This is a genomic window from Plantactinospora sp. A48 (assembly GCF_055793945.1).
Map to the genome: position 1 here is coordinate 36,243 of NZ_JBTIXF010000034.1, position 16,095 is coordinate 52,337.

General features: G+C 73.4%; 17 protein-coding genes and 1 pseudogene. 16 read left to right on the forward strand and 2 right to left on the reverse strand.

The window, feature by feature from the left end; translation table 11 throughout:
• The first annotated feature begins 265 nt into the window (after positions 1 to 265).
• Positions 266 to 778, forward strand: a complete 513-nt coding sequence (locus ACXN5W_RS18370) for a hypothetical protein (protein WP_473159574.1) — start codon at positions 266 to 268, stop codon at positions 776 to 778.
• Between the two features lie 155 nt (positions 779 to 933).
• Here ACXN5W_RS18370 and ACXN5W_RS18375 read toward each other — a convergent pair whose 3' ends face one another.
• The gene (locus tag ACXN5W_RS18375) at positions 934 to 1,641 is read right to left on the reverse strand and encodes a hypothetical protein (RefSeq protein ID WP_473159542.1); all 708 of its coding nucleotides are present in this window, start codon (positions 1,639 to 1,641) and stop codon (positions 934 to 936) included.
• A gap of 202 nt (positions 1,642 to 1,843) precedes the next feature.
• Between ACXN5W_RS18375 and eno the strand changes: the two genes are divergently transcribed.
• The 6 genes and pseudogenes from eno to ACXN5W_RS18405 all read left to right on the forward strand — a co-directional run bounded on the left by eno (position 1,844) and on the right by ACXN5W_RS18405 (position 7,233).
• Positions 1,844 to 3,127 carry a phosphopyruvate hydratase gene (gene eno / locus ACXN5W_RS18380; RefSeq protein WP_473159543.1) on the forward strand — a complete coding sequence of 428 codons (1,284 nt, stop codon included), beginning with the start codon at positions 1,844 to 1,846 and terminating at the stop codon, positions 3,125 to 3,127.
• Between the two features lie 82 nt (positions 3,128 to 3,209).
• Positions 3,210 to 3,833: an FtsB family cell division protein gene (locus tag ACXN5W_RS18385; RefSeq protein ID WP_473159544.1), complete on the forward strand. Its 624-nt coding sequence runs from the start codon at positions 3,210 to 3,212 to the stop codon at positions 3,831 to 3,833.
• 74 nt (positions 3,834 to 3,907) lie between these two features.
• Positions 3,908 to 4,438, forward strand: a complete 531-nt coding sequence (locus ACXN5W_RS18390) for a DUF501 domain-containing protein (protein ID WP_473159545.1) — start codon at positions 3,908 to 3,910, stop codon at positions 4,436 to 4,438.
• 2 nt (positions 4,439 to 4,440) lie between these two features.
• Positions 4,441 to 4,950, forward strand: a pseudogene (locus tag ACXN5W_RS18395) (amino-acid N-acetyltransferase); the annotation flags it as partial.
• Positions 4,951 to 5,036: 86 nt separating this feature from the next.
• Positions 5,037 to 5,960: a Ppx/GppA phosphatase family protein gene (locus ACXN5W_RS18400; protein ID WP_473159569.1), complete on the forward strand. Its 924-nt coding sequence runs from the start codon at positions 5,037 to 5,039 to the stop codon at positions 5,958 to 5,960.
• A 277-nt stretch (positions 5,961 to 6,237) separates the two neighbouring features.
• Positions 6,238 to 7,233 carry an endonuclease domain-containing protein gene (locus ACXN5W_RS18405; RefSeq protein WP_473159546.1) on the forward strand — a complete coding sequence of 332 codons (996 nt, stop codon included), beginning with the start codon at positions 6,238 to 6,240 and terminating at the stop codon, positions 7,231 to 7,233.
• A gap of 121 nt (positions 7,234 to 7,354) precedes the next feature.
• Here ACXN5W_RS18405 and ACXN5W_RS18410 read toward each other — a convergent pair whose 3' ends face one another.
• Entirely contained in the window at positions 7,355 to 8,200 is an 846-nt protein-coding gene (locus tag ACXN5W_RS18410; RefSeq protein WP_473159547.1) for an SAM-dependent methyltransferase, read from the reverse strand.
• Positions 8,201 to 8,324: 124 nt separating this feature from the next.
• Between ACXN5W_RS18410 and ACXN5W_RS18415 the strand changes: the two genes are divergently transcribed.
• The 9 genes from ACXN5W_RS18415 (at position 8,325) to ACXN5W_RS18455 (ending at position 16,040) form a co-directional block, all read left to right on the forward strand.
• Positions 8,325 to 8,657, forward strand: coding sequence for a PadR family transcriptional regulator (locus ACXN5W_RS18415; protein WP_473159548.1), 333 nt, complete (start codon positions 8,325 to 8,327; stop codon positions 8,655 to 8,657).
• 120 nt (positions 8,658 to 8,777) lie between these two features.
• On the forward strand, positions 8,778 to 9,821 hold the full coding sequence (locus ACXN5W_RS18420) for an HAAS signaling domain-containing protein (protein ID WP_473159549.1): 1,044 nt from the start codon (positions 8,778 to 8,780) through the stop codon (positions 9,819 to 9,821).
• A 327-nt stretch (positions 9,822 to 10,148) separates the two neighbouring features.
• Positions 10,149 to 10,835, forward strand: a complete 687-nt coding sequence (locus ACXN5W_RS18425; RefSeq protein WP_473159570.1) for a dienelactone hydrolase family protein — start codon at positions 10,149 to 10,151, stop codon at positions 10,833 to 10,835.
• 130 nt (positions 10,836 to 10,965) lie between these two features.
• Positions 10,966 to 11,700 (forward strand): uracil-DNA glycosylase, encoded by a 735-nt coding sequence (locus ACXN5W_RS18430; RefSeq protein WP_473159550.1) that lies wholly within the window; start codon positions 10,966 to 10,968, stop codon positions 11,698 to 11,700.
• Positions 11,701 to 11,814: 114 nt separating this feature from the next.
• Complete coding sequence (locus ACXN5W_RS18435; RefSeq protein WP_473159551.1) at positions 11,815 to 12,552, forward strand: DUF4129 domain-containing protein; 738 nt, start codon at positions 11,815 to 11,817, stop codon at positions 12,550 to 12,552.
• Entirely contained in the window at positions 12,549 to 13,112 is a 564-nt protein-coding gene (locus ACXN5W_RS18440; RefSeq protein WP_473159552.1) for a hypothetical protein, read from the forward strand. The genes ACXN5W_RS18435 and ACXN5W_RS18440 overlap by 4 nt, the downstream gene beginning before the upstream one ends.
• The gene (locus ACXN5W_RS18445) at positions 13,109 to 14,110 is read left to right on the forward strand and encodes an AAA family ATPase (RefSeq protein ID WP_473159553.1); all 1,002 of its coding nucleotides are present in this window, start codon (positions 13,109 to 13,111) and stop codon (positions 14,108 to 14,110) included. The genes ACXN5W_RS18440 and ACXN5W_RS18445 overlap by 4 nt, the downstream gene beginning before the upstream one ends.
• The gene (locus ACXN5W_RS18450; RefSeq protein ID WP_473159554.1) at positions 14,107 to 15,480 is read left to right on the forward strand and encodes a DUF58 domain-containing protein; all 1,374 of its coding nucleotides are present in this window, start codon (positions 14,107 to 14,109) and stop codon (positions 15,478 to 15,480) included. The genes ACXN5W_RS18445 and ACXN5W_RS18450 overlap by 4 nt, the downstream gene beginning before the upstream one ends.
• Positions 15,480 to 16,040: a hypothetical protein gene (locus ACXN5W_RS18455; RefSeq protein ID WP_473159571.1), complete on the forward strand. Its 561-nt coding sequence runs from the start codon at positions 15,480 to 15,482 to the stop codon at positions 16,038 to 16,040. Before ACXN5W_RS18450 ends, ACXN5W_RS18455 begins: the two co-directional genes overlap by 1 nt.
• Positions 16,041 to 16,095 lie beyond the last annotated feature (55 nt).

The following is a 16,095-nucleotide window of genomic DNA, read 5'->3' on the forward strand; positions in this document are numbered from 1 at the left end:
ACGATCCCGCGGGAGCTGCCACCGGATCCGGCGGTGCTGGTGGGGCGGGCCGCCGAACTCGCGGCGGTGCTGTCCGTACTGACTCCCGCCGGGCCGGCCGGCGCCGGCGACCGCGACTCGGGTGCGGCCGGTCCGGGCGTCGCGGCCGGCCCGCCCCGGCAGACCGCCGTCCTGTTGTACGGGCCAGCCGGTAGCGGCCGCTCCGCGTTGGCCAGCCGGGCCGGGCACGTGCTCGCCGCCGCGTATCCGGAGGGGTCAGATCCTGATGGATCTCGGCCATCGTCCCGGGCACGACGCGGCCGACCTGCTCGGCCGGGCCCTGCGGGCGCTCGGCACGCCCGCCGACGAGCTACCGGAGCACCTGGAGGAACGGCTCGGTCGGTACCGATCCGTACTGGCGACCCGAAGCGTTCTCCTGATCCTGGACGGCGCCGCCGACGCGGAGCAGGTCCGACCGCTGATCCCGGTCGCGGCCGGGTCCGCCCTCATAGTGACCTCGACGGAGGCGTTTGGCGCCCTCGACGGGGTGCGCCGGGTGCGGCTGGTGCCATTGCCGCCCACCACCGCGCGGGCGCTGCTCACCGCGTACGTCGGAAGCGACCGGCTGGACGAGGACCCGGCAGCCACCGCGGAACTGATCCGGCGCTGCGCGGGGCTGCCCGGCGCGCTGCGGTCCGCCGCCGGGGGTCTGATCGCGGCGCCGGACCTGCCGGTCCGCGGACTGCTCGACCGCCGGGTCGCTCCCGGCCGGCCCGGACGGCCCGGCGAGGCGGCCTGATCCCGCCGCTGCCGGGCGGCGGTGAAACCGGTCGGCACGACCGGCCGGACGGTGCCCACGGCCCGAAGTGACAGCGCCCCCAACGAAGCGACGCCGGCCATGCCTGAAACGACACCGGCGATGGCCCGAAGCGGCGCCGGCCGGGAGCGTCGTCGTCAGTGTGCGCCGGCCCGGTGGTCCTGGACGGCCGCGCCGGCCGGCAGGTCGAAGGCGGTGCCGTCCACCCCGGCCCGGTACTCGCTGAGCGCGGTGTCCACCGACCGGCCGTCGAGCACGCCGGTGAAGCTGCCCAGGATCCCGTCGCTGGTCACGCAGGCGTCGAAGCTCGACGTCGCGGCGTTCGCCACCTGCTTCACCGTGACGCAGGTGGCGTGCTGGCCGGCGACCGTGGTGTCCCGCTGCTCCACCACCGCCGCCTGGTCCAGAGCGGTGGCGGTGAGCAGTGAGATCAGCACGGGCGGGGTGGCCAGGCCGGCACGGTTGGCGGCGGCCATCGCCGGCATGGCCGGCCGGTCCGCCGGCAGCGGCGGCGGATCGAGGGTGCAGGTCGGCCGGGCGCCGGTGGTCACGCACCGGGCCAGGGCGTCGGCGCTGACCGTGGTCCGGCCACCCGGATAGCTGTACGCGGTGCGGTGCGGCCGTTGCGCCTGGGAGATCGTCCCGTTCGCCCCGTCCGGCAGCGCGTACGTCGCCGAATAGGTCAACCCGGAGGACGCCTCCAACCTCGCCGCCAGGTCGTTGACCAGATCGGCACGGGGCAGGGTACTCCCGGCGTCGTCCAGGGTCTGACAGCCGGCCAGCAGCACCAGGGTGGCCACCGCCCCCGCCAGCACGCGGGCCGGCGCCGCGGTCTCCGATGGCATACCGGTCAGCCTTACCGATCACGTCAAGCCGGCGCAAACGTGTTCCCGCGCCGCCCGAGGGGCCGGGTCCGGCGGCCCACCCGGTGGTCGGGATCTGCCGGGCACCGGCCGGCGGCCGATACCGGAGGCGATACGCTGCGATGTGCCTCGGCCGCGCCGTCGCGGCCCGCGATCGCATGACACGACAACAAGGAGCGACACAGTGGCCACCATCGAGGGAATCGTCGCCCGGGAGATCCTTGACTCGCGCGGCAACCCGACCGTCGAGGTTGAGGTAGGGCTGGACGACGGCACCGTGGCGCGGGCGGCCGTGCCGTCGGGCGCGTCCACCGGCGCGTACGAAGCGCTCGAACTGCGCGACGGCGATCAGGACCGCTACCAGGGCAAGGGCGTCGAGAAGGCCGTCACCAACATCGAGGACAAGGTGGTCGACCAGCTCATCGGGTACGAGGCCAGCGAGCAGCGCCTGATCGACCAGAAGATGCTCGACCTGGACGGTACGGCCGACAAGTCGGGTCTTGGCGCGAACGCCATCCTGGGCGTCTCGCTGGCCGTGGCCAAGGCCGCCGCCGGCAGCGCCGAGTTGAGCCTGTTCCGCTACCTCGGCGGCCCGAACGCCCACCTGCTGCCGGTGCCGATGATGAACATCCTCAACGGTGGCGCGCACGCCGACTCGAACGTCGACATCCAGGAGTTCATGATCGCGCCGATCGGCGCGCCGACCTTCCGCGAGGCGCTGCGCTCCGGCGTGGAGGTGTACCACGCGCTCAAGTCGGTGCTCAAGAAGCGTGGCCTGAGCACCGGTCTGGGCGACGAGGGCGGGTTCGCGCCCGACCTGCCGACCAACTCGGCGGCCCTCGACCTGATCGCCGAGGCGGTGGAGAAGGCCGGCTACCGGGTGGGCAGCGACATCGTCTTCGCGCTCGACGTGGCCGCCACCGAGTTCTTCGACAACGGGGTCTACACGTTCGAGGGCTCCGGCAAGTCCGCCGACGACATGGCGGCGTACTACCACAAGCTGCTCGACTCGTACCCGATCGTCTCGATCGAGGACCCGCTGGCGGAGGACGACTGGAGCGGCTGGACGTCCCTCACCGCCTCCGTGGGGGAGCGCATCCAGATCGTCGGGGACGACCTGTTCGTCACCAACCCGCAGCGGATCGCCCGCGGTATCGCCGAGAGCGCCGCCAACGCCGTACTGGTCAAGGTCAACCAGATCGGGTCGCTGACCGAGACGTTCGAGGCGGTGGACCTGGCGCACCGGGCCGGCTTCAAGACCATGATGAGCCACCGGTCCGGCGAGACCGAGGACACCACCATCGCCGACCTCGCCGTGGCGATGGGCTGCGGTCAGATCAAGACCGGCGCCCCGGCCCGGTCCGAGCGGGTGGCCAAGTTCAACCAGCTGCTGCGGATCGAGGAGGAACTGGCCGACGCCGCCCGGTACGCCGGTGCCGGCGCGTTCCCGCGCTACCGTTCCGCCTGATCCGCACGGGCCGTGACCGGGGCCGGCGGTCCCGGTCACGGGCGATGTGCGCCAGTCCGCAAGGGAAGGAGCCCTGTCGGCGATGAACCAGCGCCGTACCCCCAGCGGGCAGCGTCCCGCGCGCCGGCCGGGTCAACCGGCCCGGTCAGCGGCGCGCGGCACCGGCCGGACGGCCGGGGTGCCGGGCCGGGCCGGCTCGGGTCGCGGTGCCGCACCGGGTCGGGACGGCGGCCGGTCAGCCAGCCGGCCCGCGGCGGCCCGCCGGGCGGCGGCGGGCGGCGCCGCGGAGCGGACCAGCGCCCCGGAGCCGCGCCGGTTCACCGGGCGGGCCACGGTGCTGTTCGGGGTGCTGATCGCGCTGGCGCTGGCGTACACGTACCCGGTGCGGCTCTACCTCAGCCAGCAGTCCGAGATCGCCCGGGTCGAGGCCGCGCAGGACGCCCAGCGCAAGAAGATCGGCGAGCTGAGCGACCGGGCGGCCCTGTTGCAGGATCCGGAGTACATCAAGACCGAGGCCAGGAAGCGCTTCTACATGGTCGAGCCCGGCGAGACCCCGCTGATCCGGTTGGACGACCCGACCGGCGCGGCCCGGGACGCCGGCCGGGACCAGGGAGCCGCCAAGGCCGGCCCGGCGGCACCCTGGTCGGAGACCCTGTGGTCGAGCATCCGGGCCGCCAACGGGGACGAAGGCCAGCAGGACCAGTGAACGGACGGGATCGCAGTGAGTGCGAGGAGTGAGCCGGGTTCGCGAGCCCCGCAGCGCGAACGGATGGTGCCACAGTGAACTCCGTACCACCGCCGGAGCGCGCCGAAGCCACGGACCGGGACCTTGCGGTGGTGGCCGCGCAGCTCGGCCGCCCGCCGCGCGGCACCCGGGCGGTGGCCCACCGGTGCCCGTGCGGGCTGCCCGACGTCGTGGAGACCACCCCGCGGCTGGCCGACGGCACGCCGTTCCCGACGCTGTTCTACCTGACCTGCCCCCGGGCCACCGGCGCGTGCAGCCGGCTGGAGTCGGCCGGGCTGATGAAGGAGATGACCGAACGGTTGGCCGCCGATCCGGAGCTGGCGGACCGGTATCGCGCCGCGCACGAGGACTACCTGACCCGGCGCGAGGCGATCGGCCAGGTGCCGGAGATCGCCGGCGTCTCGGCCGGCGGCATGCCGGGCCGGGTGAAGTGCCTGCACGTACACCTCGGGCACGCGCTGGCGGTGGGTCCCGGGGTGAACCCGTTCGGGGACGAGACGCTGGCCGCGGTCGAGCCGTGGTGGACCGCCGGGCCGTGCGTGGCGGTCGAGCCGGATCCGGCCTGACCGTGAGCGAGCCAGACCTGGTGGTCCGGCGGGCCCGGACCGCCGACGTACGCGACATCCGCGAGCTGATCGACACCTACAGCCCGGAGCGGCGGCTGCTCAGCAAGGCCACCGTCACCCTCTACGAGGACGTGCAGGAGTTCTGGGTGGCGGTCCGGCCCGCCGACGGCCGGCTGCTCGGCTGCGGCGCGCTGCACGTGATGTGGGAGGACCTGGCCGAGATCCGGACCGTTGCCGTGCACCCGGACTGCCGGGGCCGGCGGATCGGGCACCGGATCGTCGACGAACTGTTGTCGGCGGCCCGGGAGCTGGGCGTGACGCGGGTGTTCTGCCTCACCTTCGAGACCCGCTTCTTCGGTTCGTTCGGGTTCGTCGAGATCGACGGGGCCCCCGTGCCGCCGGCGGTCTACGAACAGCTGCTGCGCTCGTACGACGAGGGCGTGGCGGAATTCCTGGACCTGGAGCGGGTCAAGCCGAACACCCTGGGCAACACCCGGATGCTGTTGCGGCTGGCCGACGGAACGGGGTCGACCGAGGCGGCGCGGCCGAATGAGGCGACGCGGTTGAGCGAGGGAACGGAGGCTCCGCGATGAGCCGGGTGGCGGCGATCGACTGCGGAACGAACTCCATCCGGCTGCTGGTCGCGGACCTGCCCGACCCGGCGGCCGGACCGGGAGCACCGCTGACCGACGTGCTGCGCCGGATGGAGATCGTCCGGCTCGGCCAGGACGTGGACCGGACCGGCCGGCTGGCGCCGGAGGCCATCGAACGGACCCGGGTGGCGCTGGCCGACTACGCAGCCGATATCGACAGATCCCGCGCCGACCGGGTACGCATGGTCGCCACCTCGGCGTCCCGGGACGCCAGCAACGCGGACGAGTTCCGGGCGATGGTGACCGACACCCTCGGGGTGGCGCCCGAGGTGGTGACGGGTGACGATGAGGCGCGGCTGTCGTTCACCGGCGCGGTGCGTGGGCTGCCCACCGACACCCGCCCACCCTTCCTGGTGGTCGACATCGGTGGCGGCTCGACGGAGTTCGTGGTGGGTGGCCGGTCCGTGGACGCCGCGATTTCGGTGGACATCGGCTGCGTCCGGATGACCGAACGACACCTGGCCGGCGATCCACCCACGGCCGCCGAGATCACCGCCGCGCGGGCCGACATCACCGCGACGGTGGACCGGGCCCTGACCGCCGTACCTGGACGGGATGCCGCCACCCTCGTCGGGCTGGCCGGATCGGTCACGACCGTCGCGGCGGTCGCGCTCGGCCTGCGCGAGTACGACCCGGACCGGATCCACCACGCCCGCATCGGGTACGACGAGGTCGCGAAGGTGACCACCGATCTGTTGGCGATGAGCGCGCAGCAGCGCCGGGCGATCCTGGTGATGCACCCCGGCCGGGCCGACGTGATCGGCGCGGGTGCCCTGGTCCTCCAGATAATCATGGAACGGGCCGGAATGGACGCCGTGGTGGTCAGCGAGCACGACATCCTCGACGGCATCGCCTGGAGCCTGCAGTAGCCGACCGTCAGATCTCCACCCGTTCCTCGCCCGCCCGCCCCTCGCTCGTCACGCCCGGCCGGCCGCCCGGCCGGACTGTGCTTGATCAACTCATTTTTGGCGAAACAGGGCTGTCCAAGTGACCCGGACCCCCCGAGTCCGCCGACCTTGTGTTGACCATGGCGTCTACCACATCCGGTGGGACGGTAGGCCGCTGTCCACAGGGTGCTCGTGGCTCCGCCCGGACCGTTTTCCACAGGGGTGTCGAGTCCGGGGCGAGGGCGGGGAGGCTGACCGGGTGCCTCCCGTACCCTCTCGTCCCTCCGTGCTCGCCTGGCAGGTGTTCCGTGGCTCCGACGCGCTGCGCCGAGGGCTGCTCACCGCCGACCAGCTACGCGGACGCGCGTGGATCCGACTGGGCTACGACGTGTACGCCGACTCCCGGCTGGACCGGGACCATTCGCTGGTCTGTCGGGCGGTCGCCCTGCGGCTGCCGCCCGCCGCTGTCATCGCGGGTCCGTCCGCCGCGTACCTCTACGGCGTTCACCATGCCGCGAGCTTCGACGACGACGTTCACGTGCTGCTGCCCAGACCGGGACGGCTCGAATCCCGGCGCGGGATGCGGGTGCATTCGACCGGGCCCGACACGACACCGACCACCACGGCCCAGGGGGCCCCGAACCCGGCCGACTCGGAGCTGGTCAAGCCGGGCCAGGATGTCGATGGGGCACCGAACCGGTCCAATGCGGCGTTCGGCGGCGCTTCCGGGCTGCCCCGCAGCAGTCCGGACCGGGCCGCCTGGGAGACGGCGGTGTGGCTGGACCCCGTTCGCGCCGTCGGCATCATCGACTCGTTGCTGCGACAGGGGGTGACCACCCGGATGGCGCTCCAGGAGCGGGCCGTCCGAGATGCCGACCGGCGGGGCGGGCTGCGGGCCCGGCGGGTGTTCGCGCTCACCGATCCGGGTGCCGAGTCGCCACCGGAGTCACAGCTGCGGGTCCGGTTGGTGCTGGCCGGGTTGCCTCGACCGGTCGCCCAGCATCCCGTGCGGCTTCCCGGCGGGCTTATCCTGCATCCCGACCTGGCCTGGCCGGAGTTCAGGGTGGCGGTCGAGTACGACGGACACTGGCACGCCGACCCCGACCAGCTGCACCGCGACCGTCGACGCCTGAACCAACTGGTCGGCGCGGGATGGCTCGTCCTGCACGTCACCAGCCAACGACTACGAAATGACTTTGGCCGGGTACAACGGGAGGTACGCGACGCCCTGATCTCCCGAGGCTGGCGCCCTTGATCGGTCCCGGTCTGGATGCTCACCTGACCCGAGCCGGCTTGATCAACTCAATATCGGCGAAACAGGGCTGTCCCGGTGACCCGGACCCCCCGAGTCCGCCGAACTTGTGGACCAACAGGAGTCAGGGCTTGCGGGCGACCGCGCCGTACACCGAGACCGCCGCGTCGACCGGGACCTCCCGGGCGGGACCCGGGTCCGGTCGCCAGTGCGGGACCACCTGTAGACCGGGCTCGACGAGTTCGAGGTCGGTGAAGAACCGTTCGATGTCGTCGCGGCTCCGGACCCGCATGGTGACGCCCTGCACGCGGTAGATCTCCGCGATCCGTTCCCAGGCTGCCGGCTCGAAGTCGCCGGTGAGATGTGACAGTGCCAGATAGCTGCCGGAGGGCAGGGCATCGAGCAGTCGGCGCACGATCTCGTACGGCTGGTCGTCGTCGCCGACGAAGTGCAGGACCGCGATGAGCATCAGCCCGACCGGCTGGTTCAGGTCGATCACCTGACGCAGTCGGGGGGAACTGAGGATCGCGTCCACCTCTCGCAGATCGGCGTCGAGGTATTCGGTCCGGCCCTCGCTGGCGCCGGTGAGCAGTGCGCGGGCCTGGGCGAGCACGATGGGATCGTTGTCGACGTACACCACCCGGGTCGCGGGATCGATCGCCTGGGCCACCTGATGGACATTCGGCGCGGTCGGGATGCCGGTGCCGATGTCGAGGAACTGCCGGATACCGGCCTCGGCGGCGAGATAGCGCACGGCTCGGGCCAGGAAGGCGCGGTTCTCCCTGGGCGGCACCCGGCTGTTGCCGTTGGCCCGCAGTCCCTGCTCGGCCGCGGCCCGGTCGGCGGCGAAGTTGTGCTGGCCGCCGAGGAGGTAGTCGTAGACCCGGGCCGGGTGCGGGTGGTCGGTGCGCAGGTCCACGGGTGGACGTGCGGCCTGGTCGGAGTCTGACCCGGGGAGAGCGTCCGTCATCCGCGTCCCCCCACGGGCTCGGTTCGATCGGCAGGACCGATCCTGCCGATCAGTTTAGGTGGATCGGATGCGTCGTGGTTGGTCACCTTGACGCTATCTCGCATTGCACAGTAGTGTGCCCGCCGTGGACACCTCGCAGTTGCTCAAGGGCGTTCTGGACCTCGCGGTCCTCGCCGTGCTCCGGGAGGAGGACGGCTACGGCTACGACATCATGCGCCGGTTGCGTGCGGCCGGCCTCGACGAGGTGGGCGACGCCTCGGTGTACGGCACACTGCGCCGGCTGTTCGTCGCGGGCCTGCTGACAACGTACGTCGTACCGAGCGAGTCGGGGCCGCACCGCAAGTACTACTCGCTCAACAAGGCGGGCCGGGATCAGCTCGCGAGGTCCGGCAAGATCTGGCGCTCTTTCGCGCACACAATGGACGGTCTGCTCGGCGATCGGGGGATTGCGGCGTGAGCGCGAGGAGTGAGCCGGGTCTGCGAGCCCCGCAGTCGCGAGCGGAAGAGAGTGCGGCGTGAGCGCGAGGAGTGAGCCGGGTCTGCGAGCCCCGCAGTCGCGAGCGGAAGAGAGTGCGGCATGACCGTCATGAGTGGGCAGGAGATCACCGAGTACGTCGCTCGGGTCCGGGCCGCGCTGGCGGACCTGCCGGCCGACGTACGGCGGGAGCTTCTGGAGGATCTGCCGGAGCACCTGGCCGAGGTGGGGCACGAGACCGGTGGTTCGCTGACGGACCGGTTGGGTCCGCCCGAGGCGTACGCGGCCGAGCTGCGGGCTGCGGCCGGCCTGCCGAGCCCGGTCACCAGGGTCACCCTGGACGATCGGGCGGCGTCCGCGGTGCGCGCGGTCCGCGACCGGCTCGGCGCCCTGGATGTGGCCACCGGTCCGTTGCTGGGGTACGCCCGCGGCAGCGAGTTCCTCCGGCTGCTGCAACCGGCCTGGTGGGTCCTGCGCGGTTATCTCGCGGTGCTCGCGCTGGCCATGGTCGGCGGCGGTCAACTCGGCGTGGTACCCCGGATCGGCGACAGTTCGCTGGCCGCGCTGCCGTTGCTGGCCCTCGCCGTGCTCGGGTCGATCTGGCTGGGCCGGCGGGCCGGCCGGCTGCCCCGGGTGCCGCGCCTGGTGGTGAACCTGGCCGGCGCGCTCATCGTGCTCATCGGGTTGGCCGGGGTACTGGGCATCGACGCACGGGCCCGCTCGGACGGCTATTACACGCCGTCCTACAACGACAACCCGTACAGCGATGTGCAGGACCTCTATGTCTACGACGGTGACGGGCGTCTGATGAACGGCGTCCGGGTCTTCGACCAGGACGGTCGGCCGGTCGAGTTGGGCAATCCGTACTGGTGCCCGGAGGCCGAGGGCCAACTGGGGCCGCACGGCGACCCGCTGCCCGACCGACCCCGGTACGTCTATCCGTTCTGCCCGCAGCAGGCACCGTTCCGTGGTCTCGGCGCCGCCCCGTCCGCGTCGGCCGACAACTCGGCCGAGGCCTCGCCGACGGCCACCGGTACCGGACCGGCGTCCACGGCCACCCCGCCGGGAGCGCCGGCCGCGCCGGGCGCACCGCCCGGACCGGGGTCGCCCGACGCGCCCGACGCCCCGAGGCCGACGGCCTCCTGAGCGACCTGCCGGTCGTGCGGTTCGCTGAACGGAAGGCTGCGGCCCGCGGAGCGGCCGGGCGCGCCGCAGCGAGGTAGGTCCGTCGAACGAATCGCCCCGGGCGGGCGGTACGGCCTCGTCAACCGGCATGGATCGGGGAAGGAGACCTCGGACGAACAGTGGATGACAGGGAGGGATACGCCACGTCCTCGGCGCCTTCCCCGGCGGCCCACGGCATGGCACGCTACCGGCACGTAGTAGTACGCCTCGGATGTCCGGCCGATGCACCCCTGGCCGGATGGACTGTGCGACCAGCCAACGATGACTGACCGACAGGAGGACGGGCCGATGGGTGAGATGGTTAGCTATCGCACCAACGGAGGGACCAGCGAGGGTTATCTCGCCGTACCCCCGGGTGGCGATGTCCGGCCCGCGGTGGTCGTCATCCAGGAATACTGGGGACTGGTCGGGCACATCAAGGCCGTCGCCGACCGGTTCGCCGAGGCCGGGTTCGTGGCGCTCGCTCCCGACCTCTACCACGGCGCCACCGCGAGCGAGCCCGACGAGGCGGTGAAGATGATCATGGGGTTGGCGATGGACCAGGCCGCCCGGGACATCGCCGGTGCGGCGGACTACCTGGCGGACCGGCCCGAGGCGACCGGCAAGGTCGGCGTGGTCGGCTTCTGCGCGGGTGGCAGCCTCGCACTGTGGTCCGCCACGCTGTCCGAACGCATCGTCGGTACGGTGGGCTTCTATCCGGTGCTGCCCTGGGCCCGGATGCGCCCCGACTGGTCGGACTACGCGGGCAAGAGCGCGCTGATCCACTGCTCGGAGGAGGACGGCACGTCGGCCGCCGAGGGCGTCCGGTCGGCCCGCCGGGCCATCGAGACCGCGGGTGGCGAGTGCGCCGTGTACGACTATCCGGGCACCGCCCACGCCTTCTTCAACGACGACCGGCCCGAGGTCTACGACCAGCCGGCCGCCGCCACCGCCTGGGCCCGCACCCTCGAATTCTTCCGCGCCAGACTCGGCTGAGCGAAACGGAGCCGGGGTGTGGCGGAGTTGAGCCCAGCCTCGGGGGGTCAGGCTGAGCGAAACGGAGCCGAAGTGTGGCGGAGTTGAGCACGGCCGACACCGGTCAGGCTGAGCGAAACGGAGCCGGGGCGTGACTCGTACCTCCGTCGAGGTCGTCGAGCGCGCAGGGCGGGCGGCCGACCTCACCGACCTGGACCGCGCGGTGTCGGACTGCTTCGCCTGCCCGCGCCTGGTGGACTGGCGTGAGGAGGTGGCCCGGGTACGCCGGGCCGCGTTCCGGGAGCAGCGTTACTGGGGCCGGCCGGTACCCGGGTTCGGGGTGCCGGACGCCCGGATCGGGATCCTCGGCCTGGCGCCGGCCGCGCACGGTGGCAACCGGACCGGGCGGGTGTTCACCGGGGACCGCTCCGGTGATGTGCTGTTCGCCGCGCTGCACCGGGCCGGGCTGGCCAACCAGCCGACCAGCGTGGCCGCCGACGACGGGCTGGAGTTGCGGCACACCCGGATCTTCGCCGCCGTCCGGTGCGCGCCGCCGGACAACAAGCCCACCCCGCAGGAGCGGGACACCTGCGCACCCTGGCTGCACCGCGAGGTGGCGCTGATCAGGCCAACCCTGCGGGTGGTGCTGGCGCTCGGCTCGTTCGCCTGGGCGGCGTGGTGGCCGGTGCTGCGTGCCGTCTACGGCATCCGCCCGCCCAGCCCGCGACCCAAATTCGGGCATGGGGCACACTGGTCCGGCGGGACCGGGCCGACGTTGGTGGGTTGCTACCACGTCAGCCAGCAGAACACCTTCACCGGCCGGCTCACCCCGGCCATGCTGGACGAGGTGCTCGGCGAGGTCAGACGGATGGCCGGAGTGGACTGACGCGGCGGAGGCGGTGCTGGTGCGCGAGCGGCGGGCCGGTCACCGACCGGGGGTCACCCCCGCTTCGCGTCGCGCGGCCGGCGTGGGAGGCGGACCCGGAGGGCGGCCGTAGGCATGGACCGCAACCCGCTGCGCCACTGGTGGCCGCTTGCCGCCGTGGCCGCGTTGCTCGCCCTCGCCGCCGTGGCGGCCGGACACTCGTCCCTCGGCATGCGCCGGATCCCGCCGCCCGACGAGGACGTGCCGTTCATCCCGGACTATCCGACGGGCGTACCCACCCCGTCGCCGCCCGCGCCGCTGCCGTCCGGTGCCGCGCAGGCCGAGCCGGTCCACCTGCACGGCTGGGTCGGCACGCTGCTCGCCGTGCTGGTCGGGCTCCTCGTCCTGGTGGTCGTCGGGGTGGTCCTGTGGGCGGTGCTCGGCAACGTGCTGCGCCGCGCCACCCGGACCCGGCCGGCGGAGCGGACCGCCCGCCCGACCGGCGACACCACCCGGGACGTGGTGGCCGCCGTCGACGCCGGCCTGGTCCAGTTGGACGACTCGGCCACCGACCCGCGTACCGCGGTGATCGCCTGCTGGGTGCGGCTGGAGGAGGCCGCCGGGGCCGCCGGTGTGCTGCGGCGGGTCGGTGACACCCCCACCGACCTGGTGGTGCGGCTGCTGCGCGGCGACCCGACCGCCGGCATTCCGGCGGTGGCCAGCGTCGATGTACTGGCCGAGTTCGCCGCCGTGTACCGCGAGGCCCGGTACGCCGCGCACGTGGTCGACGGGCGGATGCGGGACCAGGCGCGGGCGGCACTGGGCCGGCTGCGAGCCGAACTCGTCGCCACCCCGGTCGGTGGGCCGCGATGAGCACCGGCATCGAGGACCTGCTCGGTTACGAGGAGGAGCCACCCGCCGCCCGGCGCCGGCGTCCCGCCCTCCGGTGGGTGCGGACGGCGCTGACCGCCGGTGCCCTCGCCGCGGTGCTGCTCGCCGGGTTGCGCGTACTGGGCCTGACGATCTCGCCGTACGTGGCGGCTGGCGCCGCGCTCACGCTGCTGCTGGTCCGCCGGGTGGCGGCCGGGGCGGCCCCGCCGAAAGCGCCGCCGGCCGGATACCCGGGTCCGGGTGGCCCGGCCGGGTCGGACCGGCCGCTGGACGGGCTCGATCAGGCCGTCGGCCGGTGGGACCGCGCGCTGACTTGGGCCGACAGTGACCCGGAGCGGTACGAGGAGTTGATCCGGCCGAGGCTGCTGGGGCTCGCCGACGAGCGGCTGCGGCAGCGCCACGGCATCACCCGGGAGACCGACCCGGACCGGGCCCGGGAGCTGTTCGGCGAGGTCGCCTGGGCCGCCCTGACCGGCCCGGCCCGCCGTCCCCCTTCGCCGCGAAAGCTCGCGGCGATCGTCGCCGAACTGGAGAAGATATGAACGACCTGGACCGGGTGGGCGTCGCGGACGTGAGCCGGCTGGCCCGCGGGGTGCTCGACGCGGTCGGCTCGGTGGTGGTCGGCAAGCGGGACGCCCTGGAACTGGTGCTGGCCGGGATCCTGGCCGGCGGGCACGTGCTGCTGGAAGACCTGCCGGGGCTGGGCAAGACGCTCACCGCGCGATCGTTCGCCCAGGCGCTGGGGCTGGACTTCCGTCGCCTCCAGTTCACTCCCGACCTGCTGCCGGCGGACGTCACCGGATCATTCCTGTACGACCAGCGCAGCGGCGACTTCAGCTTCCGGGCGGGCCCGTTGTTCACGAACCTGCTGCTGGCGGACGAGATCAACCGGACGCCACCGAAGACCCAGGCCGCCCTGCTGGAGGCGATGCAGGAGAAGCAGGTTTCGGTGGAGGGCGTGACCTACCGGCTGGACCCGCCGTTCCACGTGCTGGCCACGGCCAACCCGATCGAGTACGAGGGCACCTATCCACTACCCGAGGCACAACTCGACCGGTTCCTGCTCCGGGTGTCGTTCGGCTACCCGCTGCCGGACGAGGAGTGGGAGGTACTGCGCCGTCGCATGTCGCGGCGGCAGGAGGAGGTCGAGCTGCCGGCCGTGGTGGACCCGGCCACGCTGCGGGCCATGCAGGCCGCCCTGGAGGACGTCGAGGTCGAGGATTCGGTGGGCCGGTACATGGTGGCGTTGACCGCCGCCACCCGGGAGCATCCGTCGGTGCTGGTGGGTGCCTCGCCGCGGGGGTCGCTGGCGCTGCTGTTGCTGTCCCGCGCCCGGGCCGCGCTGGCCGGTCGGGACTTCGTGGTGCCGGAGGACGTCAAGGAGGTCGCGGCTCCCGCGCTGGCGCACCGGATCACGTTGAGGCCGGAGATGTGGCTGCGCCGGGTGGACCCGGCCTTCGTGGTGGGCGAGGTGCTGGACGCCACGCCGGCGCCGGCCAGCGGCGCGCTGCCCAGCCACGCCGGCGGGTCCGCGCGTTGACCACGGCCACCGAGCCGGCCGTGGGGCCCGGGGCGGAGGTCGCCTGGTCGCCGACCCGGGCACTCGGCCGGGCCGTACTCGTCAGCGGGCTGCTGCTGCTCGGCGCCGTGCTGCTCGGCCGGATCGACCTGGTGGTCCTCGCCGTCCCGTTCGCGGTCGGCACCGCGTACGCGTTGGGCCGCCGGCCGGCGACGGCACCGCGGCTGTCGACCGCCGCGCCCGACGGTCACCTGGTCGAGGGCGGCCCGGTCACCGGCACGATCACGCTGTCCGCCCCGGACCCGGTGGGTTACGACGTCGCGGTGGTACGCACCCGGGTGTCGCCGTGGCTGCGCATCGAGCGGATCGGATTCGCCGTGGCCGGGGCGGAACCGCCGACCGGCCCGGACGACCGGCCCTTCGTGACGACCGTGCCGGCGGGCAGCGCCGTGGACCTGGAGTTGGTCGGCCGGACCCGCCGCTGGGGCCGGCACCTGATCGGCCCGGCCGGCGCCCGCGCCGCCGCCTGCGACGGGCTGCTGGTGAGCCGTCCCGTGTTCGTGACCGGGGGGAAGGTCCGGGTGTACCCGGCCACGGATCCGTTCGAGGCGGTCGAGGCGATGCCACGGGCGGCGGGACTGGTCGGCGGCCACCGGTCCCGACGGCCCGGTGAGGGCGGCGAACTGGCCGGGGTGCGGGTCTTCGCGCCGGGTGACCGGCTGCGCCGGGTGGACTGGCGGGTGTCGCTGCGGGCCCGGCAACTGCACGTCGCGGCGACCCTGTCCGACCGGGACGCCGAGGTCGTGCTGCTGCTCGATGTGCTCGCCGAGGCCGGCAGGTCCGGCGGGGTCGGCGGCTCGGCCTCGGTGCTGGACACCACCGTCCGGGCCGCCGCCGCCATCGCCGAGCACTACCTGCACCGGGGCGACCGGGTTTCGCTGCTGGAGTACGGCCCCAACGGTCGTCGGCTGCGGCCCGCGAGCGGCCGACGGCAGTACCTCACGGTGCTGGAGTGGCTGCTCGACGTCGAACCCGACGAGTACGAGGGCGAACCGTTCGATCAGGTCTTCGGGCCGCACCTGCTCTCCGCCGACGCGCTCGTCGTGGTGCTCACCCCGCTGTTGAAGGACCGGTCGGCCGAGATGCTCGCCCGGCTCGTCCGAGCCGGCCGGTTCGTGGTGGCCGTCGACACGCTGCCCGCCGTGGCCATCCCGCGCCGGGCCGCCGCCGCCGGAGTGCCCCACCGGCTGTGGCGGCTGGAGCGGGAGAACACCCTCGGGCAGTTGCGGGAGCACGGCGTACCGGTGGTGAGCTGGGCCGGGTCGGGCAGCCTCGATCTGGTGCTCCGGGACGTCGCCCGGCTAGCCGTCGCGCCCCGGGTGGCCCGGTGATCGGCGCTGTCGTGGACTGGCTGCGGTCGGTCCAGCGGGCCGCCGGGCGGGTCACCGGTACCCCGTTGCTGGTCCGGGCCGGCGTCTTCCTCAGCATGCTGGTGGCGCTCGTGCTGGCCGTACCGGCCGGGTACGTTGTCGGCCGGCCGCTCGGCCCGCTCGTGGCCATCGCCCTGCTGCCGGCGCTCGGACCGGGGCGGTTCTGGACCACGGCGGGCGTGCTGGTCGCGGTGGGCGCCTGGCTGACGACCACGACGGCGTACGACCGGCCGATCGAACTGTGGCGACTGCTCGGCCTGGCCGGGGCGCTCTATCTGGCGCACAGCCTGGCCACGCTCGCGGTGCTGTTGCCGTACGACGCGGTGGTCGACCCGGCCGTGGTCGCCCGCTGGCTCGGCCGGGCGGCGGTGGTGCTGCTCGGTTCGGCCGTGCTGGGGGTGGGGCTGCTGGTCGTGGCCGGCCGGAGCGGCACGGGTACCGGCCTGGCCGTGACCCTGGCCGGCATGGCGGTCACCGTCGCGCTGGCCGGACTACTGGGCTGGCTGGTCCGCCGCCGCTAGATCCGCCACCGACGGTCCGGCACCGCCAGGTCCGGCACCGCCAGGTCCGGCACCG

Excerpts from the sequence above, each read along its gene's own strand:
- ACXN5W_RS18370 (WP_473159574.1), top strand. The coding sequence starts at position 266 with ATGGATCTCGGCCATCGTCCCGGGCACGACGCGGCCGACCTGCTCGGC.
- ACXN5W_RS18375 (WP_473159542.1), bottom strand. The coding sequence starts at position 1,641 with ATGCCATCGGAGACCGCGGCGCCGGCCCGCGTGCTGGCGGGGGCGGTG.
- ACXN5W_RS18385 (WP_473159544.1), top strand. The coding sequence starts at position 3,210 with ATGAACCAGCGCCGTACCCCCAGCGGGCAGCGTCCCGCGCGCCGGCCG.
- ACXN5W_RS18410 (WP_473159547.1), bottom strand. The coding sequence starts at position 8,200 with ATGACGGACGCTCTCCCCGGGTCAGACTCCGACCAGGCCGCACGTCCA.
- ACXN5W_RS18420 (WP_473159549.1), top strand. The coding sequence starts at position 8,778 with ATGACCGTCATGAGTGGGCAGGAGATCACCGAGTACGTCGCTCGGGTC.
- ACXN5W_RS18425 (WP_473159570.1), top strand. The coding sequence starts at position 10,149 with ATGGGTGAGATGGTTAGCTATCGCACCAACGGAGGGACCAGCGAGGGT.
- ACXN5W_RS18435 (WP_473159551.1), top strand. The coding sequence starts at position 11,815 with ATGGACCGCAACCCGCTGCGCCACTGGTGGCCGCTTGCCGCCGTGGCC.
- ACXN5W_RS18440 (WP_473159552.1), top strand. The coding sequence starts at position 12,549 with ATGAGCACCGGCATCGAGGACCTGCTCGGTTACGAGGAGGAGCCACCC.
- ACXN5W_RS18445 (WP_473159553.1), top strand. The coding sequence starts at position 13,109 with ATGAACGACCTGGACCGGGTGGGCGTCGCGGACGTGAGCCGGCTGGCC.